A 15,837-nucleotide genomic window follows, 5' to 3' on the forward strand; every position below is an offset into this window, starting at 1 on the left:
AACGCCAAGTTCGTCACCGACTTCGTCGCAGCCTGGACAAAGGTCATGAACGCCGACCGCTTCGATCTGGCGTGACCTTCGGGTAAGGCGTTCGATACTGCGGATATCGCAGGTTTCAATGAGGCGGGGGCGGCGTTGGCCGCCCCCGCTTTCTTTTGCGAGATTGCCACCTCGCATCCTCCGCCCCGCCACCTCCTGACAAGGAGTGGCGGCTCGTCATGGCTCGGCAGGGCAATTGGCGTCATCCGGGCGGCCAGTCTTTCCACCACCCGAACGAACAGGATTTCTACCCGTCCGGGCGTTTCCAACCGCGGCAAAACGCGGTCTGCTAAGCCAACCAGAAATCCCCAGAACGAAGCATTCGGGGGAAACGGGCGAAAGGCCGGTCTCGGGCCTCAGCCTGCAGGATCATGGCTAGAGCGTTTCGCGATTGGAGGGAATTACCTCGAATCGCAAAGACGCATCGAAACAAAGAATTGGAGCAACAAGCGGTCAAACTTGAACGCGTTTGGCTCTGGCGAACGGGGGGACGCGCCTTGGACGAGAGCAGGCCACTCAGCTTCCGCGAAGATGTTCGCAGCCTCCTGTTCAGGCTGCTCCTGTCGGTCGTCAGCGAACGCGAGCCCTCCCTGGCCGCTGTCCTCGCGGGCACCGAGCCGCTGGACACGCTCGACACGAAGCAGCGTATCTGCGCGCTGCAGGCGACGGGAATCTGGTTCCAGCTGGTCGCCATCGCCAACGAATTGCTGGCCATGCGGGCCCGGCGTGAGCTCGAGCAGGTCGGCGGCGCCGACGAGATCGTCGGCTCCTTTTCCAACGTGATGGGTGAGATCGCTTCGGCCGGCTATCCGGCCGAGGACGTGCAGGCAGCGCTCGACCGGTTGTGGGTGGGGCCGACGATGACGGCCCATCCGACCGAAGCCAAGCGCGTCACCGTTCTGGAGATCCATCGGCGCATTTACCGCAAGCTCACCGAGCTGGAACAGCATCGCTGGGCCCCGCGTGAGCGCGAGCAGCATGTCAACGACCTCGCAAGCGAGATCGAGCTGTTATGGATGTCCGGTGAATTGCGGCTCGAGCGCCCTTCGGTCGAGCGCGAAATTGCCTGGGGCCTCCACTTCTTCCGCGAGGTCATCTTCGAGGCGACACCCCGGATCTATGAGACAGCCCAGGAGGCGCTGGCCCGCCACTATCCCGAATATGATCTCAAGGTGCCGTCCTTCCTGCATTTTGCCTCCTGGATCGGCGGCGACCGCGACGGCAATCCCAACGTCACGGCCAAGACCACGGCCTATGCGCTCGATGCCTGCCGCCAGGCCATCATCGGCTGGTACATCCAGCAGGTCCGCCGCCTGGTGACGGTGCTCAGCGTCAGTGCCAATGTCGTCGACATTCCCGAGGAATTTGGCCAGGCCCTGGAGCGCCTCCTGCGTTCGACGGGCACGGCGTCGGCCGTCATGGCCCGCAATCCGGGCGAGCCCCTGCGCCAGTTCGCGGCGGGCATGCTGGAGCGCCTGCGCGCCATGCGCAGCGAGTCCATGGCAGAGCCCTATGTTCGCGCGGATGCCTTCAGTGCCGATCTCAGCGAGCTTGAAAGCGTTCTCGTCAAGCTCGGAGGCTCGCGGACGGCGCGGCGCCTCATTCGTCCCCTGCGCCAGCAGGTCGAGAGTTTCGGCTTCCGCACCGTTTCCCTCGACATCCGGCAGAATTCCACCGTGGTCAATCGCGTACTGGCCGAGCTGTTCGGCCAGATCGCGGGAAGCGAGGCGCCGCAGCCTGAAACCGGCCAATGGAGCGCCCGCCTGCGGTCGGAGCTGCAATCGGGCAGGAGACCGGTTTTTGACCGGGCGGCCTTGTCCGACGAAGCCCGGGAACTGCTCGACCTCTTCGATGTCATTCGCGAGGCGTCGTCCGATCCGAGCGCGAGCGCGATCGGTGCCTTCATCCTGTCGATGACACGATCCTGCGACGACCTGCTCGCGGTCTATCTCCTCGCGCAATATAGCGGGCTTGCCACTGTTGCCGACGGCAGCGGTACCATCAATCTGCGCGTGGTGCCGCTGTTCGAGACCATCGCGGATCTGCGGGCCGCCCCCGACATCCTCGACCAGCTGCTCGGGATTTCGATCGTGCGCCGGTCGATCCGCGAATTCGCCAACCGCCAGGAAGTCATGCTCGGCTATTCCGACTCGAACAAGGATGGCGGCTTCCTTGCTTCCAATTGGGAGTTGAGCAAGGCCCAGCGGCGCATCACCGCCCTCGGCCTCAAGCGCAAGGTCAAGATCAGCTTCTTCCATGGCCGCGGCGGCTCGGTCAGCCGCGGCGGGGCGCCCACAGGCCGGGCCATCGCGGCCCAGCCGGCCGGCACCATCGACGGAGTGATGCGGGTCACCGAGCAGGGTGAGGTGGTGTCCTCGAAATTCGCCAACCGCGGCACCGGCCTCTACCAGCTCGAAATCCTCGCCGCCAGCGTGTTCGCGCATTCGGTCAAGTCGCGCAATGAGAGCCAGCTCAAGGACAATCCCGAATTCAACGAGGCGCTGGAAGCCCTGACCGGCATGTCGCAGGCCACCTATTCCGGCCTGATCCGCGAGCCGGGCTTCATCGACTATTTCAACCAGGCGAGCCCGGTGGAGGAATTGTCGCTGCTCAAGATCGGCTCCCGGCCGGCCCGGCGCTTCGGCGCCCGCGACATCTCGGATCTGCGCGCCATCCCCTGGGTCTTCGCCTGGAGCCAGAACCGGCACCTGATCACCAACTGGTATGGCATCGGCAGCGCACTCAACTCTTTTGTCGGGGTGCGCGGCGATGCCGGGCTCGACCTCCTGCGCCAGATGTTCGAACGCTCCCGCTTCTTCCGGCTGATCGTCGACGAGGTCGACAAGGGCCTCTACCAGACGGACATGGAGATCGGGCGCCTCTATGCCGGGCTGGTACAGGACGCCGAGGTGGGGGATCGCATCTATCGCAAGATCGCTGCCGAATATGAGCTCACGCGCAAGATGATCGGCGAGGTCAATGGCGGGCTGATGCTGTCGGAGCGGTTTCCCTCCTTCAAGCGCCATTTCGACCAGACCCGGCCGCAGATGGATGCGATCCACCGCCTGCAGGTCCAGCTCTTGCGCGAAGTCCGCACCCAGAACGGCAAGTCCGCCAGCCCGAAGCGCGCGGTCAATGCCCTGCTGCTTTCGATCAACTGCATCTCGGCCGGGCTCGGTTGGACCGGCTGACGACGGCCATATCAGCGCCTGCGGGCGCCACAAGGGAGGAATTCATGGACAGCCCCATCACATCCGGCAGCACGGATACCGGCCATTTCTTTCACGATAGCCTGGCCAAAGCCGATCCTGCGGTCAGCGGCGCCATCGGCCGCGAGCTTCACCGCCAGCGCGAGGAGATCGAGCTGATCGCCTCGGAGAACATTGTCTCCAGGGCCGTGCTGGAGGCGCAGGGTTCCGTCCTTACCAACAAATATGCCGAGGGCTATCCCGGGCGGCGCTATTATGGCGGCTGCCAGCATGTCGACGAGGTCGAGGAACTTGCCCGCGAGCGGGCGCGACAGTTGTTCAACTGCTCCTTCGCCAATGTGCAGCCCAATTCCGGCAGCCAGGCCAATCAGGCGGTGTTCATGGCCCTGATGCAGCCGGGCGACACTTTCCTCGGCCTCAATCTGGCCGCAGGCGGGCACCTCACCCATGGGGCGCCGGTCAACCAGTCCGGCAAGTGGTTCAACGTGGTTTCCTATGGCGTCGACCCGCAGACGCATCGCATCGACCTCGATCAGGTGCGCGACCTTGCCAGGGCGCACCAGCCCAAGGTGATCCTGGCCGGTGGTTCGGCCTATCCGCGCATCATCGATTTCAAGGCTTTCCGCGAGATCGCCGACGAGATCGGTGCCAAACTGTTCGTCGACATGGCGCATTTCGCGGGCCTGGTCGCCGGGGGCGTTCACCCCAACCCGCTCGACCATGCCCATGTGGTGACGACGACGACGCACAAGACGCTGCGCGGCCCGCGTGGCGGCATGGTGCTGTCGAATGACGAGGAAATCGGCAAGAAGATCAATTCAGCGGTCTTCCCCGGGCTGCAGGGAGGTCCGCTGATGCATGTCATCGCCGCCAAGGCCGTGGCCTTCGGCGAGGCGCTGACGCCTGCGTTCAAGACCTATGCCGCCAATGTCGTCGAGAATGCCAAAGCCCTGGCGGAAGGCCTGTCCAGCGGTGGGGTCGACATCGTGTCGGGCGGTACCGACACCCATCTGATGCTGGTGGACCTGCGCCGCAAGAACCTCACCGGCAAAGCGGTCGAAGCCGCGCTCGGCCGCGCTCACATCACCTGCAACAAGAACGGCATTCCCTTCGATCCCCAGGGGCCGATGATCACCTCCGGCGTACGCCTGGGCACGCCGGCCTGCACGACGCGCGGCTTCATGGTCGAGGAATTCAAGGAGGTCGCCCGCCTCACATTGGCGGTGATCGACGGTCTCGCCACCAATGGCGAAGCGAGCAATGCCGCTGTGGAAGCCAGCGTGCGCGAGGCGGTGCGCGGTCTGCTCGCCCGCTTCCCGATCTATGACTGAGCGACAACGCAACGAAAGGCCATGGCGAGTATCAGCGCCATGACCTTGTCCCGCCGTCGCCGGTTTGGGTTTCTAGCTGCGTATCCCCGACCGTGCCTGTGGGCTTCTCATGGCTGCAGCGCGATGTCGTCGGTCTTGGTGACGCGGGCGAGCAAGGGGAAAATGCGCTGGAAGGCGAAGGCGTGCATGTCGGCGGCGCGGCCCGTGCAGGCGTCTTCCGCCAGCACGACGGCATAGCCGTGTTCGTGCGCAGCGCGGGCGGTCGACTCGACGCCGATATTGGTGGCGATGCCGCCGATGACCACGGTAGTAATGCCGCGCCGCCTCAGCTGCAGATCGAGCTCGGTGCCATAGAAGGCGCCCCATTGATGCTTGGTGACCCGGAGATCGGAGGGCTCGGCAAGACCCTCGGCCAGATCCGCCCAGCCTTCGGGAAATCCGCCGGGCGGCATTTTCATCGGCTGGTCGACGGGGGCCTTGAGGGCATCGCCGCGATCGGCGGAAAAGGCGACATTGACGAGAATGACGGGCGCTCCGGCTGCGCGAAAGCGCTGGGCGAGTAGGCGTCCCCGGGCGAGCACATCCGGGCCGGAATAGGGCTCGGCCGGTGTCGAGACAATTCCTTTCTGCAGATCGATCAGAATGAGGGCCGTGGTGCTGGCAGGCAAAGCAAGCATGGAATCGTCCTTTCGCCGAATTCCCGACGGGCTCGCACTGGGTTGCGCGGTGGCGGGAAGGCCGCTATCTATTTGAGGAATTACTCAAGCAAAGCATCTATTTGAGGATGTACTCAAATTTGTCAAGCCAGAAACGCAGAACCCTGGCGCCACAGCGTGAGGTCGGCCGCCAACGCGTGGCCGAACTCCTGGAGGCGGCGGCGGAGGTGATCCAGGAGCGTGGCTTCGAGGCGACCACGATGGCGGAGATCGCTCAGCGCGCCGATGCCCGCATCGGTTCGCTCTATCGTTTCTTCCCCAGCAAGGACGCGGTGGCGGACGCCCTGATGGATCGCTATGCGACGGTGCTTGCTGCAGCCTATGACGCTGTGCGCGAGCAGGCAGGAAGCGCCACGCCGGAGCAACTGGCGGACATTCTGATCGAGCTCTTGGTGCAACTCCATCCCCAGGCGCGCGCTGTCACGGCCTTGCTGGATTCCAGGACGGATTGGACGCAGATCCGCCTGCGCTTTCGCGCCCAGGCGCTCGCCGGCGTACGCGCCGCGCTGAAGGCCAACGCGCCCGGTTTGGCGGAGGCCGAGGCCGACGACATTGCTGCAGTGGTGCTCAACAATATGAAGACTATGGTCGGCATGATGCGCAAGGACGCGCCGACCACGCCGGGCGCGCCCGAGCAGCTCAGATTGATGAACCGTCTCTATTTGGGGGCCAAGCTGACGCCGGCTCGGCCTTGACGATCGACAATCAAGACGAGGCAATGAACGGCAGATCTCTCCCGTGACACAAACGAGTCATGCCCATGAAATCTTAAGCGTCTAGCCTGATTTTGCTTGTCAACGCGACAGAACGCGCCGCAAGTACGATCCGGTTTGAGGATGCCGCGTCCATGCGTTCGAGAGTCTTGCCCGTTCTGGCTTTTCTTGGCTTTGCCGCCGGCCTGTCGGTGCTTGGCTCGCCCTCCTATGCCCAGCAGCGCTCCGACTATTCGGTGCTGAACTTCTCCTCGCAGCCAGACGCCGGTCCTGACTGGATCGTGACCCTGGGCGCAGGGGTTCAGTACGGACCGACCTATGAAGGCGCGTCGAAGACCAGCGTGACCGTACTGCCCTCCGATTTCGACATCAGGCGGGCGGGGGAGGCACCCGGATGGGGCGCGCCTGATGACGCGTTCTCGTTTTCGGTGTTCGAGGGCCACGGCTTTGCCATCGGGCCCGCCGCCGATTTTCGTGGCGGCCGCTCGCGCTCGGATGAACGGGACCTTGCCGGGGTGCATACGGTCCCCGCGACGCTGGATGCCGGCCTCTTCATGGAATATTGGCTGATCGAGAACCAGCTGCGGGCCCGGACGGAAATACGCCAGGCCCTGCGGGCCGGGCAGGGGCTGGTCGCCGATTTCTCGGCCGATTGGGTGCAGCCCTATGACGCCTTCACCTTTTCCATCGGCCCGCGCCTGTCGGTCGGCAACGGGACCTATATGCGCTCTTCCTTCGGCGTGACGGAGCGCGATGCCGTGCGCAACGGGCTGGTGGTGCCCTACGACCCGTCGGCCGGGGTCAAGGCCTATGGCGCCCTGGCTTCGGTTTCCTATCAGTTCTCGCCGGCCTGGAAGGCGACGCTCTACGACAAATACGAGCGCCTGACGGGCGATGCGGCGGATAGCCCGGTCACCAAGCATTTCGGTTCGCTCAATCAGAACACCGTCGGCCTCAGCCTGAGCTATTCCTTCGGCTTGAAGTTCCGTTAAGGCGCGATCCATGGAAGAGCTGCGCAGGAAGCCCGCCGGCGCGGCAGGCGGATAGGGGAAGCCCTCGACGCAAAGATCCGTATCACCCAGAGAAGGTGATCACTCGCCGGCGCGGGATTGGGTCATCGGACCTCCGCCAGTTTGAGACGGGCTTCGAGGGCTGCGTGTGCTTCCTTCCGCTCGCTATAGCGGTCGGTGAGGTAATCGGAGGCATCGCGCGTCAGCAAAGTGAACTTGACCAGTTCTTCCATTACATCGACGACGCGCTCGTAATAAGGCGAGGGCTTCATGCGGCCAGCGGGCGTGAACTCCTCATAAGTCTTGGCGACCGAGGACTGGTTGGGGATGGTGATCATCCGCATCCAGCGGCCGAGCACGCGCATCTGGTTGACAGCATTGAAGGATTGCGAGCCGCCAGAGACCTGCATGACGGCAAGCGTCTTGCCCTGGGTCGGGCGTACCGCTCCGATCGACAAGGGAATCCAATCGATCTGCGCCTTCATGATACCGGTCATGGCGCCGTGGCGCTCAGGGCTGCACCAGACCTGATCCTCCGACCATTCCGACAATTCCCGCAATTCGCGAACCTTGGGATGATCTGCCGGCTCCGTGTCCGGCAGCGGCAAGCCATGGGGATCGAAGATCCGGGTCTCTGCGCCGAAATGCTTGAGCAGCCGTTCCGCTTCCAAGGTCAGCAGCCTGCTGTAGGAGCGATCCCGCAGTGAGCCATAGAGCATCAGGATGCGTGGCGGATGTGCCGACGCCTTCGGTCGCAGACGATCGAGCGAAGGGATCTCGACGCAATCAGCGGTGATGTTCGGTAGGTCATTGATCATCAACGGGGTCCTTGTGCGGCTGCCGCTGTGGAACCGCGCTCATACCAAGCCTTGGACCGGTTCACGATCCAGACGACGGACAGCATGACCGGCACTTCGATCAGCACACCGACGACGGTTGCCAGGGCTGCCCCGGAGTCGAAGCCGAACAGGCTGATGGCGGCGGCAACGGCGAGCTCGAAGAAGTTGGAGGCGCCGATCAGGGCCGAGGGGCCGGCGACGCAATGCTGCTCGCCTGCGATGCGATTGAGCAGATAGGCGAGCCCCGCATTGAAATAGACCTGGATCAGGATCGGCACGGCAAGCAGGGCGATCACCAGCGGTTGGGCGATGATCTGCTCGCCCTGGAAACCGAACAGCAAGACCAGCGTGGCGAGGAGCGCCAGCAGGGAGACGGGACTGATGCGCGCGAGAAAGCGCTCGAGCGCTGCCTGCCCTCCGGCCGCCAGCAGACGACGGCGGAGCCATTGCGCCACGATCACGGGAATGACGATGTAGAGCCCGACCGACAGGACGAGCGTGCCCCATGGCACGGTGATCGCCGACAGGCCGAGCAGCAGGCCGACGATCGGCGCGAAGGCGATGACCATGATGGCATCGTTGAGCGCCACCTGGCTCAGGGTGAAATGCGGCTCGCCCTTGGTCAGGTTCGACCAGACGAACACCATGGCGGTGCAGGGCGCGGCCGCGAGAATGATCAGTCCGGCAATATAGCTGTCGATCTGGGCTGCCGGCAGGTAGGGCCGGAACAGCCAGCCGATGAACAGCCAGCCGAGCAGCGCCATCGAGAAGGGCTTGATGGCCCAGTTGATGAAAAGGGTGACGCCGATCCCGCGCCAATGCTGGCCGACTTCGCCCAGGGCGGCGAAGTCGATCTTCAGAAGCATCGGGACGACCATCAGCCAGATCAGCCCGGCGACCGGCAGATTGACCTTGGCGATCTCGGCGGCGCCGATGGTTTGGAAAGCGGCCGGCATCAAATGGCCGAGCGCGATGCCGGCGAGGATGCAAAGGCCGACCCAGAGCGTCAGGTAGCGTTCGAATGTGGACATCTCAGAAGCTGATTTCGCGGGTCATCAGGACCGCGCTGGCGGGACAAAGGGATGAGGCCTGGCGCGTCGCCAGGATCGAGGCCGGGGCTTCGGTCCGCTCCACCGGCTTGAAACCGGCGCGGTAGAAGAAGTCGGGGGCCGATGTCGTCAGGAGCCAGGCGCGCTTTGCACCCGCCTCGTGCGCCCGGAACAGGAGCAGGGGCAGGATGTTGCGGCCGATCCTCTTTCCCCTGACCTCCGGCAAGACCACGACCGAACGGATAAGGACGTGCTCGCCCTGCAGCTCATAGCCGCCAAATCCGACCGGCCGTCCGTCGAGCGTTTCATAGGCGAAGAAGGTACGGCCGGGCTCGGCGAGATCGTCGGCCGGCAGATTTGCCGCTTGGAGGTTTGCCACCAGGGCCGGATCGGCCGGGGCTACCGGAGCGTCTTTCAGGAAAGGCACGCCCTCTTCCTTCTCGATCTCCGGCGGGGTTGTCATTGGAGGGAGGAGGTCGAGCACGACGTCGGACGGCCGGCAGAGTTTCACGCCAAGTGGGCTCACGACGATCGGGCGGTTGATCAGGATGGGATGGGCGATCATGGCATCCAAGAGCTGATCGTCCGTCAAATCGGGCCCATCCAATCCGAGTTCCGCATAGGGCGTGCCCTTCTGGCGGATGAGGTCCCGCACGTCGATGCCCATTCGCGCGACGAGCTGCGCCAGCAGGGCGCGCGAAGGAGGCGTTTTCAGATATTCGATGACATGGGGCTCGATCCCCCATTGCCGGATCAAGGCCAGCGTGTTGCGCGAGGTGCCGCAATCCGGGTTGTGATAGACGACGATGTCCATGCTCGCCGTCACGCCGCGCTGTCGCGGGGCGAAGTTGCCCCTTCGGATTGGCCGATCTCGATGAGCTGTGCGCGTAGCGAGGCCTTGTCCAGGCCGGCGACCGGCAGCGCAATGAAGGCGTTGATGCGGTTCTTCAGAAAACGCAGCGCCGTGACGAAAGCGGTTTCCTTCTCGATGTCTCTGCCTTCGGCGCGGGCCGGATCCTCGATGCCCCAATGGGCCGACATCGGGTGTCCGGGCCAGACCGGGCAGGTCTCGCCATGAGCGTCGTCGCAGACGGTGAAGATGAAATCCATCTGGGGGGCGTCCAGCCCGGCGAACTCGTCCCAGCTCTTCGAGCGCAGGCCGCCGATCGGATAGCCCGCCCGTTCCAGGCAATGCAGCGCGAAAGGATTGACGCTGCCTCTAGGCTTGCTTCCCGCCGAGAAGGCATTGAAGCGACCTGCGCCGTCCTTGCGCAGGATGCTTTCAGCCAGGATCGATCGTGCCGAATTGCCGGTGCACAGAAACAGCACATTGTAGACATGCGGGTCAGGCATGGGAGACATCCTTTCGGGGAGCACAGCAGGCGGAGAGCGAGGCAACGGCGGGATTGCAGACTTCCGGATGCCCCTGGCAGCAGTCGCGCATCAGGAACTCGATCAGGCCGGAGAGCGCCGGATAGGCCGCGCTGTAGAGGATCGAGCGCCCCTCGCGGCGTGACTCCACCAGGCCGGCCTGTTCGAGGTGGCCGAGGTGAAACGACATGCGCGAGGAGGAAGCGCCATCCATGGCCTCGCCGATCGCGCCGGCCGCCATGCCGTCCGGGCCAGCCGTCACCAGGAGCTTGACGATCCTCAGCCGGGTTTCCTGGGAGAGGGCGGCGAAGGCATCGAGGGCTTGCTTTTCGTCCATTCTTATCTCAACATCTCAAGACTCATTGAAATAATGGATACATCAAGATGACCGCTTCTGCCAGCCCATTGACGATCGAATTCGACGGCGATGCCTCGCTCGACGGTTTTCTCGCTGCGTTGAAGCCGCATGCCGGCAAGGCGCTGGTGCTGCATTATGGCGGGCGGACGATACGGCCCGGCTATCATGTCACCGAGGTCAAGGCGGGGGCATTCGCCACCCTGGACTGTGGAGGCAACCCGGATGCCTGGCGAGAAACCATCCTGCAGGTGGAGGACATCGAAGCGACCGGCGAGGGGGATTTCATGTCCGTCGCCAAATTCGAACGAATCCTGCAACGGGTCGCGGAAAGGGTGGATCTCCAAGCCGATGCCCGGCTCACCTTCGAGGTGGGCCAGCCCGGCGAACCCATGCGGATATTCGATGTCGGCGCGCTTGAAATCGCCGGCAGCGAGCGGATCGTCCTCAAGCTCGAAGCGCGACCGGCCGTTTGCAAGCCGCGCCATCGGCACGAGCAACGGGCCCGGGCAGCGGCATGCTGCAGTTCGAATGCAACCGGCGCAGGGTGCTGCTAGGCCGAAGCACACCCTGCTTCGCATATCTCAGAAGGAATTGACGATCCGGCCGGCCCGAATGTCCGAGATCACGGTGCGCCGTGGTCTTGCATGGCGCATTTGATCGCGGAGATCTGCATCACCGCGGGCGGATCGCCGGCGCTTGAGCATCGTCCCAGGCACCGGCGGCAGATCGGCCGCGCCTCCTTCCGAGGCCCGCTCAGGCCGCGCTTTCGAGCTGCTTGTCTACGAACGTATAATTTATGGCCGCCGGCGGATGCCGCTCGGCGATATAGTCGCGTGTCGTCGGAAGGGTCCGGTTGGATTTGGCAAGCTGGATCTGGAACACCACGAGGTCCTCGCAGCGGAAGGCAACCTCGGCGGCGGCGAGGTAATATTCCCACATCCGGCAGAAGCGCGCGTCGTAGAGCGCCTCTGCCTCGTCCCAGCGCGCCAGAAAGCGCTCGCGCCAGGCCTTCAGGGTCTCGGCGTAATGCAGGCGCAATACCTCCACATCGGTGACGATCAGACCGGCCCGCTCGATGGCCGGCAGGATTTCCGAGAGTGAGGGAATATAGCCGCCGGGGAAGATGTATTTGTCGAGCCAGGGCGTGGTGAAGCCGGGTTCTGCCGAGCAGCCGATGGTGTGGAGCAGCATCACGCCGTCATCCGCCAGCAGCCGGGCTGCCGTCCTGAAGAAGGTCTCGTAATGGGCCAGGCCGACATGCTCGAACATGCCGACGGAGACGATGCGGTCGAAGTGGCCCTGGACGCTGCGATAATCGACCAGATCGAAATGTACGCGCCCTTCGGCGGTGCCCTTGGGCCGTTCCCTGGCGAAGGCGAGCTGTTCTTCCGACAGGGTGACGCCCCGCACCTCGCGCGCTCCCGCCTCGGCGATCGAGCAGGCCAGGCCACCCCAGCCCGAGCCGATGTCGAGCACCTTGTGCTGCGGCCCGATCCGCAGCTTGGCGATGATGTGCTGCTTCTTGGCGGCCTGCGCATCTTCCAGGCTCTGGCCGGGATATTCGAAATAGGCGCAGGAGTATTGCCGGTCGGCATCCAGGAACAGATTGTAGAGGCGTCCGTCGAGATCATAGTGATGGGCGACGTTGCGCTTGGAACGGCCCGGCAGGTTGCGCAGCCGGAACCGGCGCAGGGCGGCGCGGGCCCGGTCGATGAGGCGCGCGGGCAGGGGATGGGTCTGGTTCTGCCCCTCGCGCAGGATGAGATGGATGAAATCGTAGATCGAGCCTTGTTCGACCAGGAAACGCTCGTCCATGTAGAGTTCGCCGAGCCGCATGTCGGGATCGGTCAACAGGGCGATGACGCCGGCCCGGTCGGTCAGGCGGACGGTGACCGGCTCGCCACTGCCGTCACCGAAGGCGAGCCTGGTTCCCGCCGGCGTCACCACCGTCAGATTGCCGCGGCTGACGATCCTGGCAAAGGCCCAGCGCAGGATGCGGTCCAGAATGGAATCCATTTCGGTGTTCTCCTCTCAGGCAGGCGCTAGGAGCGCGGCCCGACCGTCTTGGAGACGGTGATCTCGTATTTTTTCAGCCGGTGCCAAAGGCTGCGTTCGTTGATGCCGAGCAGTTCGGCCGCACGCACCTGCACGCCGTCGGCCCGTTTCAGAGCTTCGAGAATGAGGCCACGCTCGAAGGCCGCCGCGGCCTCGTCGAGTTGAATGGGAAAATCCTGCGCCGCGCCGTTGCCGGGCTTTTCGGCGATGTAGGGTGGCAGGTCGGCGGCCGAGATCACCGGGCCCCGCGCCGAAATCAGCGAGCGCTCCACGCAATTCTGCAATTCGCGGATATTGCCGGGCCAGCGATAGGCGGCCAGCACCCGTACGGCATCGGGGCTGAAGCGGATGTCGCGCTTGCCGAGCGTGGGCGCGAGGTCGTCGGCGAAGAGTTCGAGAAACAGCGGAATGTCCTCGGCCCGCTCGCGCAGGGGCGGCAGGGCGATCGGAAACACGGCGAGACGGTAATAGAGGTCCTCGCGGAACTTGTTCTCGGCCACCATGGCGGTGAGGTCGCGATTGGTCGCCGCGATGATACGCACGTCGGCCGTGCGCGAACCGGTGGCGCCCACCGGCTCATATTGGCGTTCCTGCAGCACGCGCAGGATCTTGGCCTGCAGGTTCAGCGGCATGTCGCCGACCTCGTCGAGGAAAAGCGTGCCCCCCTCGGCCTGGGCGAAACGGCCGATGCGGTTGCTGACGGCACCGGTGAAGCTGCCCTTCACATGGCCGAAGAATTCGCTTTCCAGCAGCGCCTCGGGGATGGCGGCGCAATTGACCGCGACGAAGGGCTTGCGCTGGCGCGGGCTGTTGAAATGGATGGCGCGCGCCACCACCTCCTTGCCCGAGCCGCTTTCGCCGGTGAGCAGCACGGTGGTGCGCTGCTCGCACACTTCGCTGACCGCGCGCAGCACCTTCTGGAAGGCGGGAGACTTGCCCACCAGCGTGTCGAACTTGTAGCGCCCAGCCAGTTCCTGGCGCAGGCGCTCATTGTCGCGCAGGGCCTCGTGCAGACGCAGGGCGTTGGCGAGCGTCGTCGCCAGTTCCTCCTGCTCGATCGGCTTGTCGATATAGTCGAAGGCCCCATCCTTGATGGCCTGGACGGCATCGCGCACGCTCGAATAGGCCGTCATGATCACCACGGGCATCGAGGGATGGCGGCGGCGGATCTCCGCCAGCAATTCCTGGCCGCTCATGCCGGGCATGCGCAGATCGGTGAGTACGAGGTCGACGGGTTCCTGCTCGAGCCGCTCGAGTGCGGCGGCACCGCTGCTGGCGGTAAGCGGGCGGTAGCCCAGCCCCTCCAGCACGCCGCTCAGCACGTCGAGCAGCTTGACCTCGTCGTCAACGAGCAGGATCGTTTGGGACATCGCCTGCCCTCCGTTGGGATGCGGGTATCACGAGCTCGAAAATGGCGCCGCCATGCGCGGCGTTGCGGGCCTCGATCCAGCCGCCATGGCCTTCGGCCACCGCGAAGACACGTGCGAGGCCAAGCCCGGTGCCGCTGTCCTTGGTGGTGACGAAAGGATCGAAGATGCGATCGATCAGGGTTGGCGGGATGCCCGGCCCATTGTCGGCAAAGAGGAAATGCACCTCGTCTCCTTCGCTGGTGATGCGGATGTCGAGGCGCGGGCGAACGGCCTGCCCGGGCGCTGCGGCGGGTTCGTGCACGCTCTCCATGGCCTGCAGGGCGTTGAGCACCAGGTTGAGGCAGGCCTGGATCATCTGGTCGCGATCGACATGGATGCGGGCTCCGCCGCCTTCGTCCTCGACATTGACGAGCACCCGCTGGTGTTCGATCTCGCTCTGGCAACTGCCGAGAACCCGGTCGACCAGATCGATGGGAGCCAGGTCCGTCATGCGTTGCGGCGGCCGGGCAAAGGCCAGGAAGTCGCGGATGAGCTGGTCGATCCGGCGGACTTCGTCGATAACATAGCCCAGGCGCCGCGTTTCCACCTCCGACAGATTGGCGCTGTTCTGCAGGAGTTCGGCGGAGGTCTTGATGATGCCGAGCGGATTGCGCACCTCGTGTGCGAGCCCGGCCGCGACCTCCCCGAGCGTGGTCATGCGCTCGCGCCGTCTGAGCTTGGCCTCCATCTTGCGCAGGCCCTCCAATTGCTGGGCCATCGAGTTGAAGGCGACGGACAACTGGCCGAGCTCGTCATGCCTGCGGGTCGGCACGCGCTGGGTGAAATCCCCCTTGGCGATGGCGTTGACGCCTTCCGCAAGGCGGATGACGGGACTGGTGAGCAGGCGCGACATGATCAGCCCGGCGCCGAGCGACAGCAGCATGCCGAAGGCGAAGATGGCGATGAACAGGTTCTTGCTCGTCACCCAATCGGCGATGCCCGATTCCGAACTGAGGCCGCAAAACAGCACGCCGATGAGATTGTTGCCGTCGCGGATCGGCGCATAGATGCCGATGGACGTATCCTCGCCGTCGATGTCGGCGGATGTATACTCGTCGGCGGCATTGCCGGCGATTTCGGCCAGCGTCGCCGGCGGCAAGGCCACGGACGCCTGCCCGCTGGAGGCGTAGACCTGCGTGAACTGGCCATTGACCTTGTAGTAGAGGCGGACGGTCAGCGACGACAAGGCCCCCATATTGGCGACGAAGCTCTGGTCGACCAGCGTGCCGATCAGCACGTGGTAGCGCTGTCCCTGATAGTCGAAAGTGCTGGAACCCGCCGCCATCAGGGTTGGCGTGCCGTCGATCACGTCGAGATAGAGCTTCTGGCCCTCGCCGAAGGGCACGCTGGTGATGTTCGTGGCCGGCTTGGAGGAGAAGACGATCCTGCCCTCATTGTCGGAGATCAGCAGGAGGTCGTAGCCGAGGGCATTGATCATATGCGACACGGCCGGCGGCATCTCGCGCGACTGTCCGGTGACGAGGGCGGTCAGGCTGCCGTTCTCGGCGAGCACGTCGGCGATGCTGGCGGTTTCCCGGCGCTGGTCGAGGATATTGGCCACGAAGAAGTGCGAGGTCTGGAACAGCCAGGCCTCGACATTGTCCTCGAAGGTGGTGGAGACCACCTGGGTGGCGAATTTGGTCGCGATCAGCATCGGAATGACGCTGATGATCACGAACACGCCGACGAGCTTCCAGCGGATCGACCGGCTCCACCATTGATAGAGAACGGTGAGCAT

Annotated in this window: 14 protein-coding genes and 1 pseudogene; 5 read left to right on the forward strand and 10 right to left on the reverse strand. The window is 64.4% G+C overall.

What is annotated here, in order from left to right; all coding sequences use genetic code 11:
- Positions 1-536 precede the first annotated feature (536 nt).
- Positions 537-3,230, forward strand: coding sequence for a phosphoenolpyruvate carboxylase (locus J8I29_RS12995; protein ID WP_209431960.1), 2,694 nt, complete (start codon positions 537-539; stop codon positions 3,228-3,230).
- A 44-nt stretch (positions 3,231-3,274) separates the two neighbouring features.
- Positions 3,275-4,579 (forward strand): serine hydroxymethyltransferase, encoded by a 1,305-nt coding sequence (gene glyA, locus J8I29_RS13000; RefSeq protein ID WP_209431961.1) that lies wholly within the window; start codon positions 3,275-3,277, stop codon positions 4,577-4,579.
- A 107-nt stretch (positions 4,580-4,686) separates the two neighbouring features.
- Here glyA and J8I29_RS13005 read toward each other — a convergent pair whose 3' ends face one another.
- Positions 4,687-5,256, reverse strand: coding sequence for a hydrolase (locus J8I29_RS13005; protein ID WP_209431962.1), 570 nt, complete (start codon positions 5,254-5,256; stop codon positions 4,687-4,689).
- 119 nt (positions 5,257-5,375) lie between these two features.
- Between J8I29_RS13005 and J8I29_RS13010 the strand changes: the two genes are divergently transcribed.
- Both J8I29_RS13010 and J8I29_RS13015 read left to right on the forward strand, forming a co-directional pair.
- Positions 5,376-5,990: a TetR/AcrR family transcriptional regulator gene (locus J8I29_RS13010; RefSeq protein ID WP_209431963.1), complete on the forward strand. Its 615-nt coding sequence runs from the start codon at positions 5,376-5,378 to the stop codon at positions 5,988-5,990.
- Positions 5,991-6,142: 152 nt separating this feature from the next.
- Positions 6,143-7,000, forward strand: a complete 858-nt coding sequence (locus J8I29_RS13015; RefSeq protein WP_209431964.1) for a MipA/OmpV family protein — start codon at positions 6,143-6,145, stop codon at positions 6,998-7,000.
- A 122-nt stretch (positions 7,001-7,122) separates the two neighbouring features.
- Here the strand turns inward: J8I29_RS13015 and arsH are convergent, their stop codons facing one another.
- The 6 genes and pseudogenes from arsH to J8I29_RS13040 all read right to left on the reverse strand — a co-directional run bounded on the left by arsH (position 7,123) and on the right by J8I29_RS13040 (position 10,614).
- On the reverse strand, positions 7,123-7,836 hold the full coding sequence (gene arsH / locus J8I29_RS13020; protein ID WP_209431965.1) for an arsenical resistance protein ArsH: 714 nt from the start codon (positions 7,834-7,836) through the stop codon (positions 7,123-7,125).
- Positions 7,836-8,888: an ACR3 family arsenite efflux transporter gene (gene arsB, locus J8I29_RS13025; protein ID WP_209431966.1), complete on the reverse strand. Its 1,053-nt coding sequence runs from the start codon at positions 8,886-8,888 to the stop codon at positions 7,836-7,838. Before arsB ends, arsH begins: the two co-directional genes overlap by 1 nt.
- A 1-nt stretch (position 8,889) precedes the next feature.
- Positions 8,890-9,369: an arsenic resistance N-acetyltransferase ArsN2 gene (gene arsN2, locus J8I29_RS30425; RefSeq protein WP_348536019.1), complete on the reverse strand. Its 480-nt coding sequence runs from the start codon at positions 9,367-9,369 to the stop codon at positions 8,890-8,892.
- A pseudogene (gene arsC, locus J8I29_RS30430) lies at positions 9,370-9,720 on the reverse strand (arsenate reductase (glutaredoxin)); the annotation flags it as partial. It abuts the gene before it with no gap.
- 8 nt (positions 9,721-9,728) lie between these two features.
- Positions 9,729-10,259 (reverse strand): arsenate reductase ArsC, encoded by a 531-nt coding sequence (locus J8I29_RS13035; protein ID WP_209431968.1) that lies wholly within the window; start codon positions 10,257-10,259, stop codon positions 9,729-9,731.
- Positions 10,252-10,614, reverse strand: a complete 363-nt coding sequence (locus J8I29_RS13040; protein WP_209431969.1) for a metalloregulator ArsR/SmtB family transcription factor — start codon at positions 10,612-10,614, stop codon at positions 10,252-10,254. The genes J8I29_RS13035 and J8I29_RS13040 overlap by 8 nt, the downstream gene beginning before the upstream one ends.
- 47 nt (positions 10,615-10,661) lie before the next feature.
- Between J8I29_RS13040 and J8I29_RS13045 the strand changes: the two genes are divergently transcribed.
- On the forward strand, positions 10,662-11,189 hold the full coding sequence (locus J8I29_RS13045) for a DUF6428 family protein (RefSeq protein ID WP_209431970.1): 528 nt from the start codon (positions 10,662-10,664) through the stop codon (positions 11,187-11,189).
- 199 nt (positions 11,190-11,388) lie between these two features.
- Here J8I29_RS13045 and J8I29_RS13050 read toward each other — a convergent pair whose 3' ends face one another.
- The 3 genes from J8I29_RS13050 to J8I29_RS13060 are packed head-to-tail and all read right to left on the reverse strand — an operon-like array spanning position 11,389 to position 15,837.
- Positions 11,389-12,651: a cyclopropane-fatty-acyl-phospholipid synthase family protein gene (locus tag J8I29_RS13050; RefSeq protein ID WP_209431971.1), complete on the reverse strand. Its 1,263-nt coding sequence runs from the start codon at positions 12,649-12,651 to the stop codon at positions 11,389-11,391.
- A gap of 26 nt (positions 12,652-12,677) precedes the next feature.
- Positions 12,678-14,060 (reverse strand): sigma-54 dependent transcriptional regulator, encoded by a 1,383-nt coding sequence (locus J8I29_RS13055; protein ID WP_209431972.1) that lies wholly within the window; start codon positions 14,058-14,060, stop codon positions 12,678-12,680.
- On the reverse strand, positions 14,035-15,837 hold the full coding sequence (locus tag J8I29_RS13060) for an ATP-binding protein (RefSeq protein ID WP_245196987.1): 1,803 nt from the start codon (positions 15,835-15,837) through the stop codon (positions 14,035-14,037). The genes J8I29_RS13055 and J8I29_RS13060 overlap by 26 nt, the downstream gene beginning before the upstream one ends.

The organism is Labrys sp. LIt4 (assembly GCF_017813775.1).
GTDB lineage: Bacteria > Pseudomonadota > Alphaproteobacteria > Rhizobiales > Labraceae > Labrys > Labrys okinawensis_A.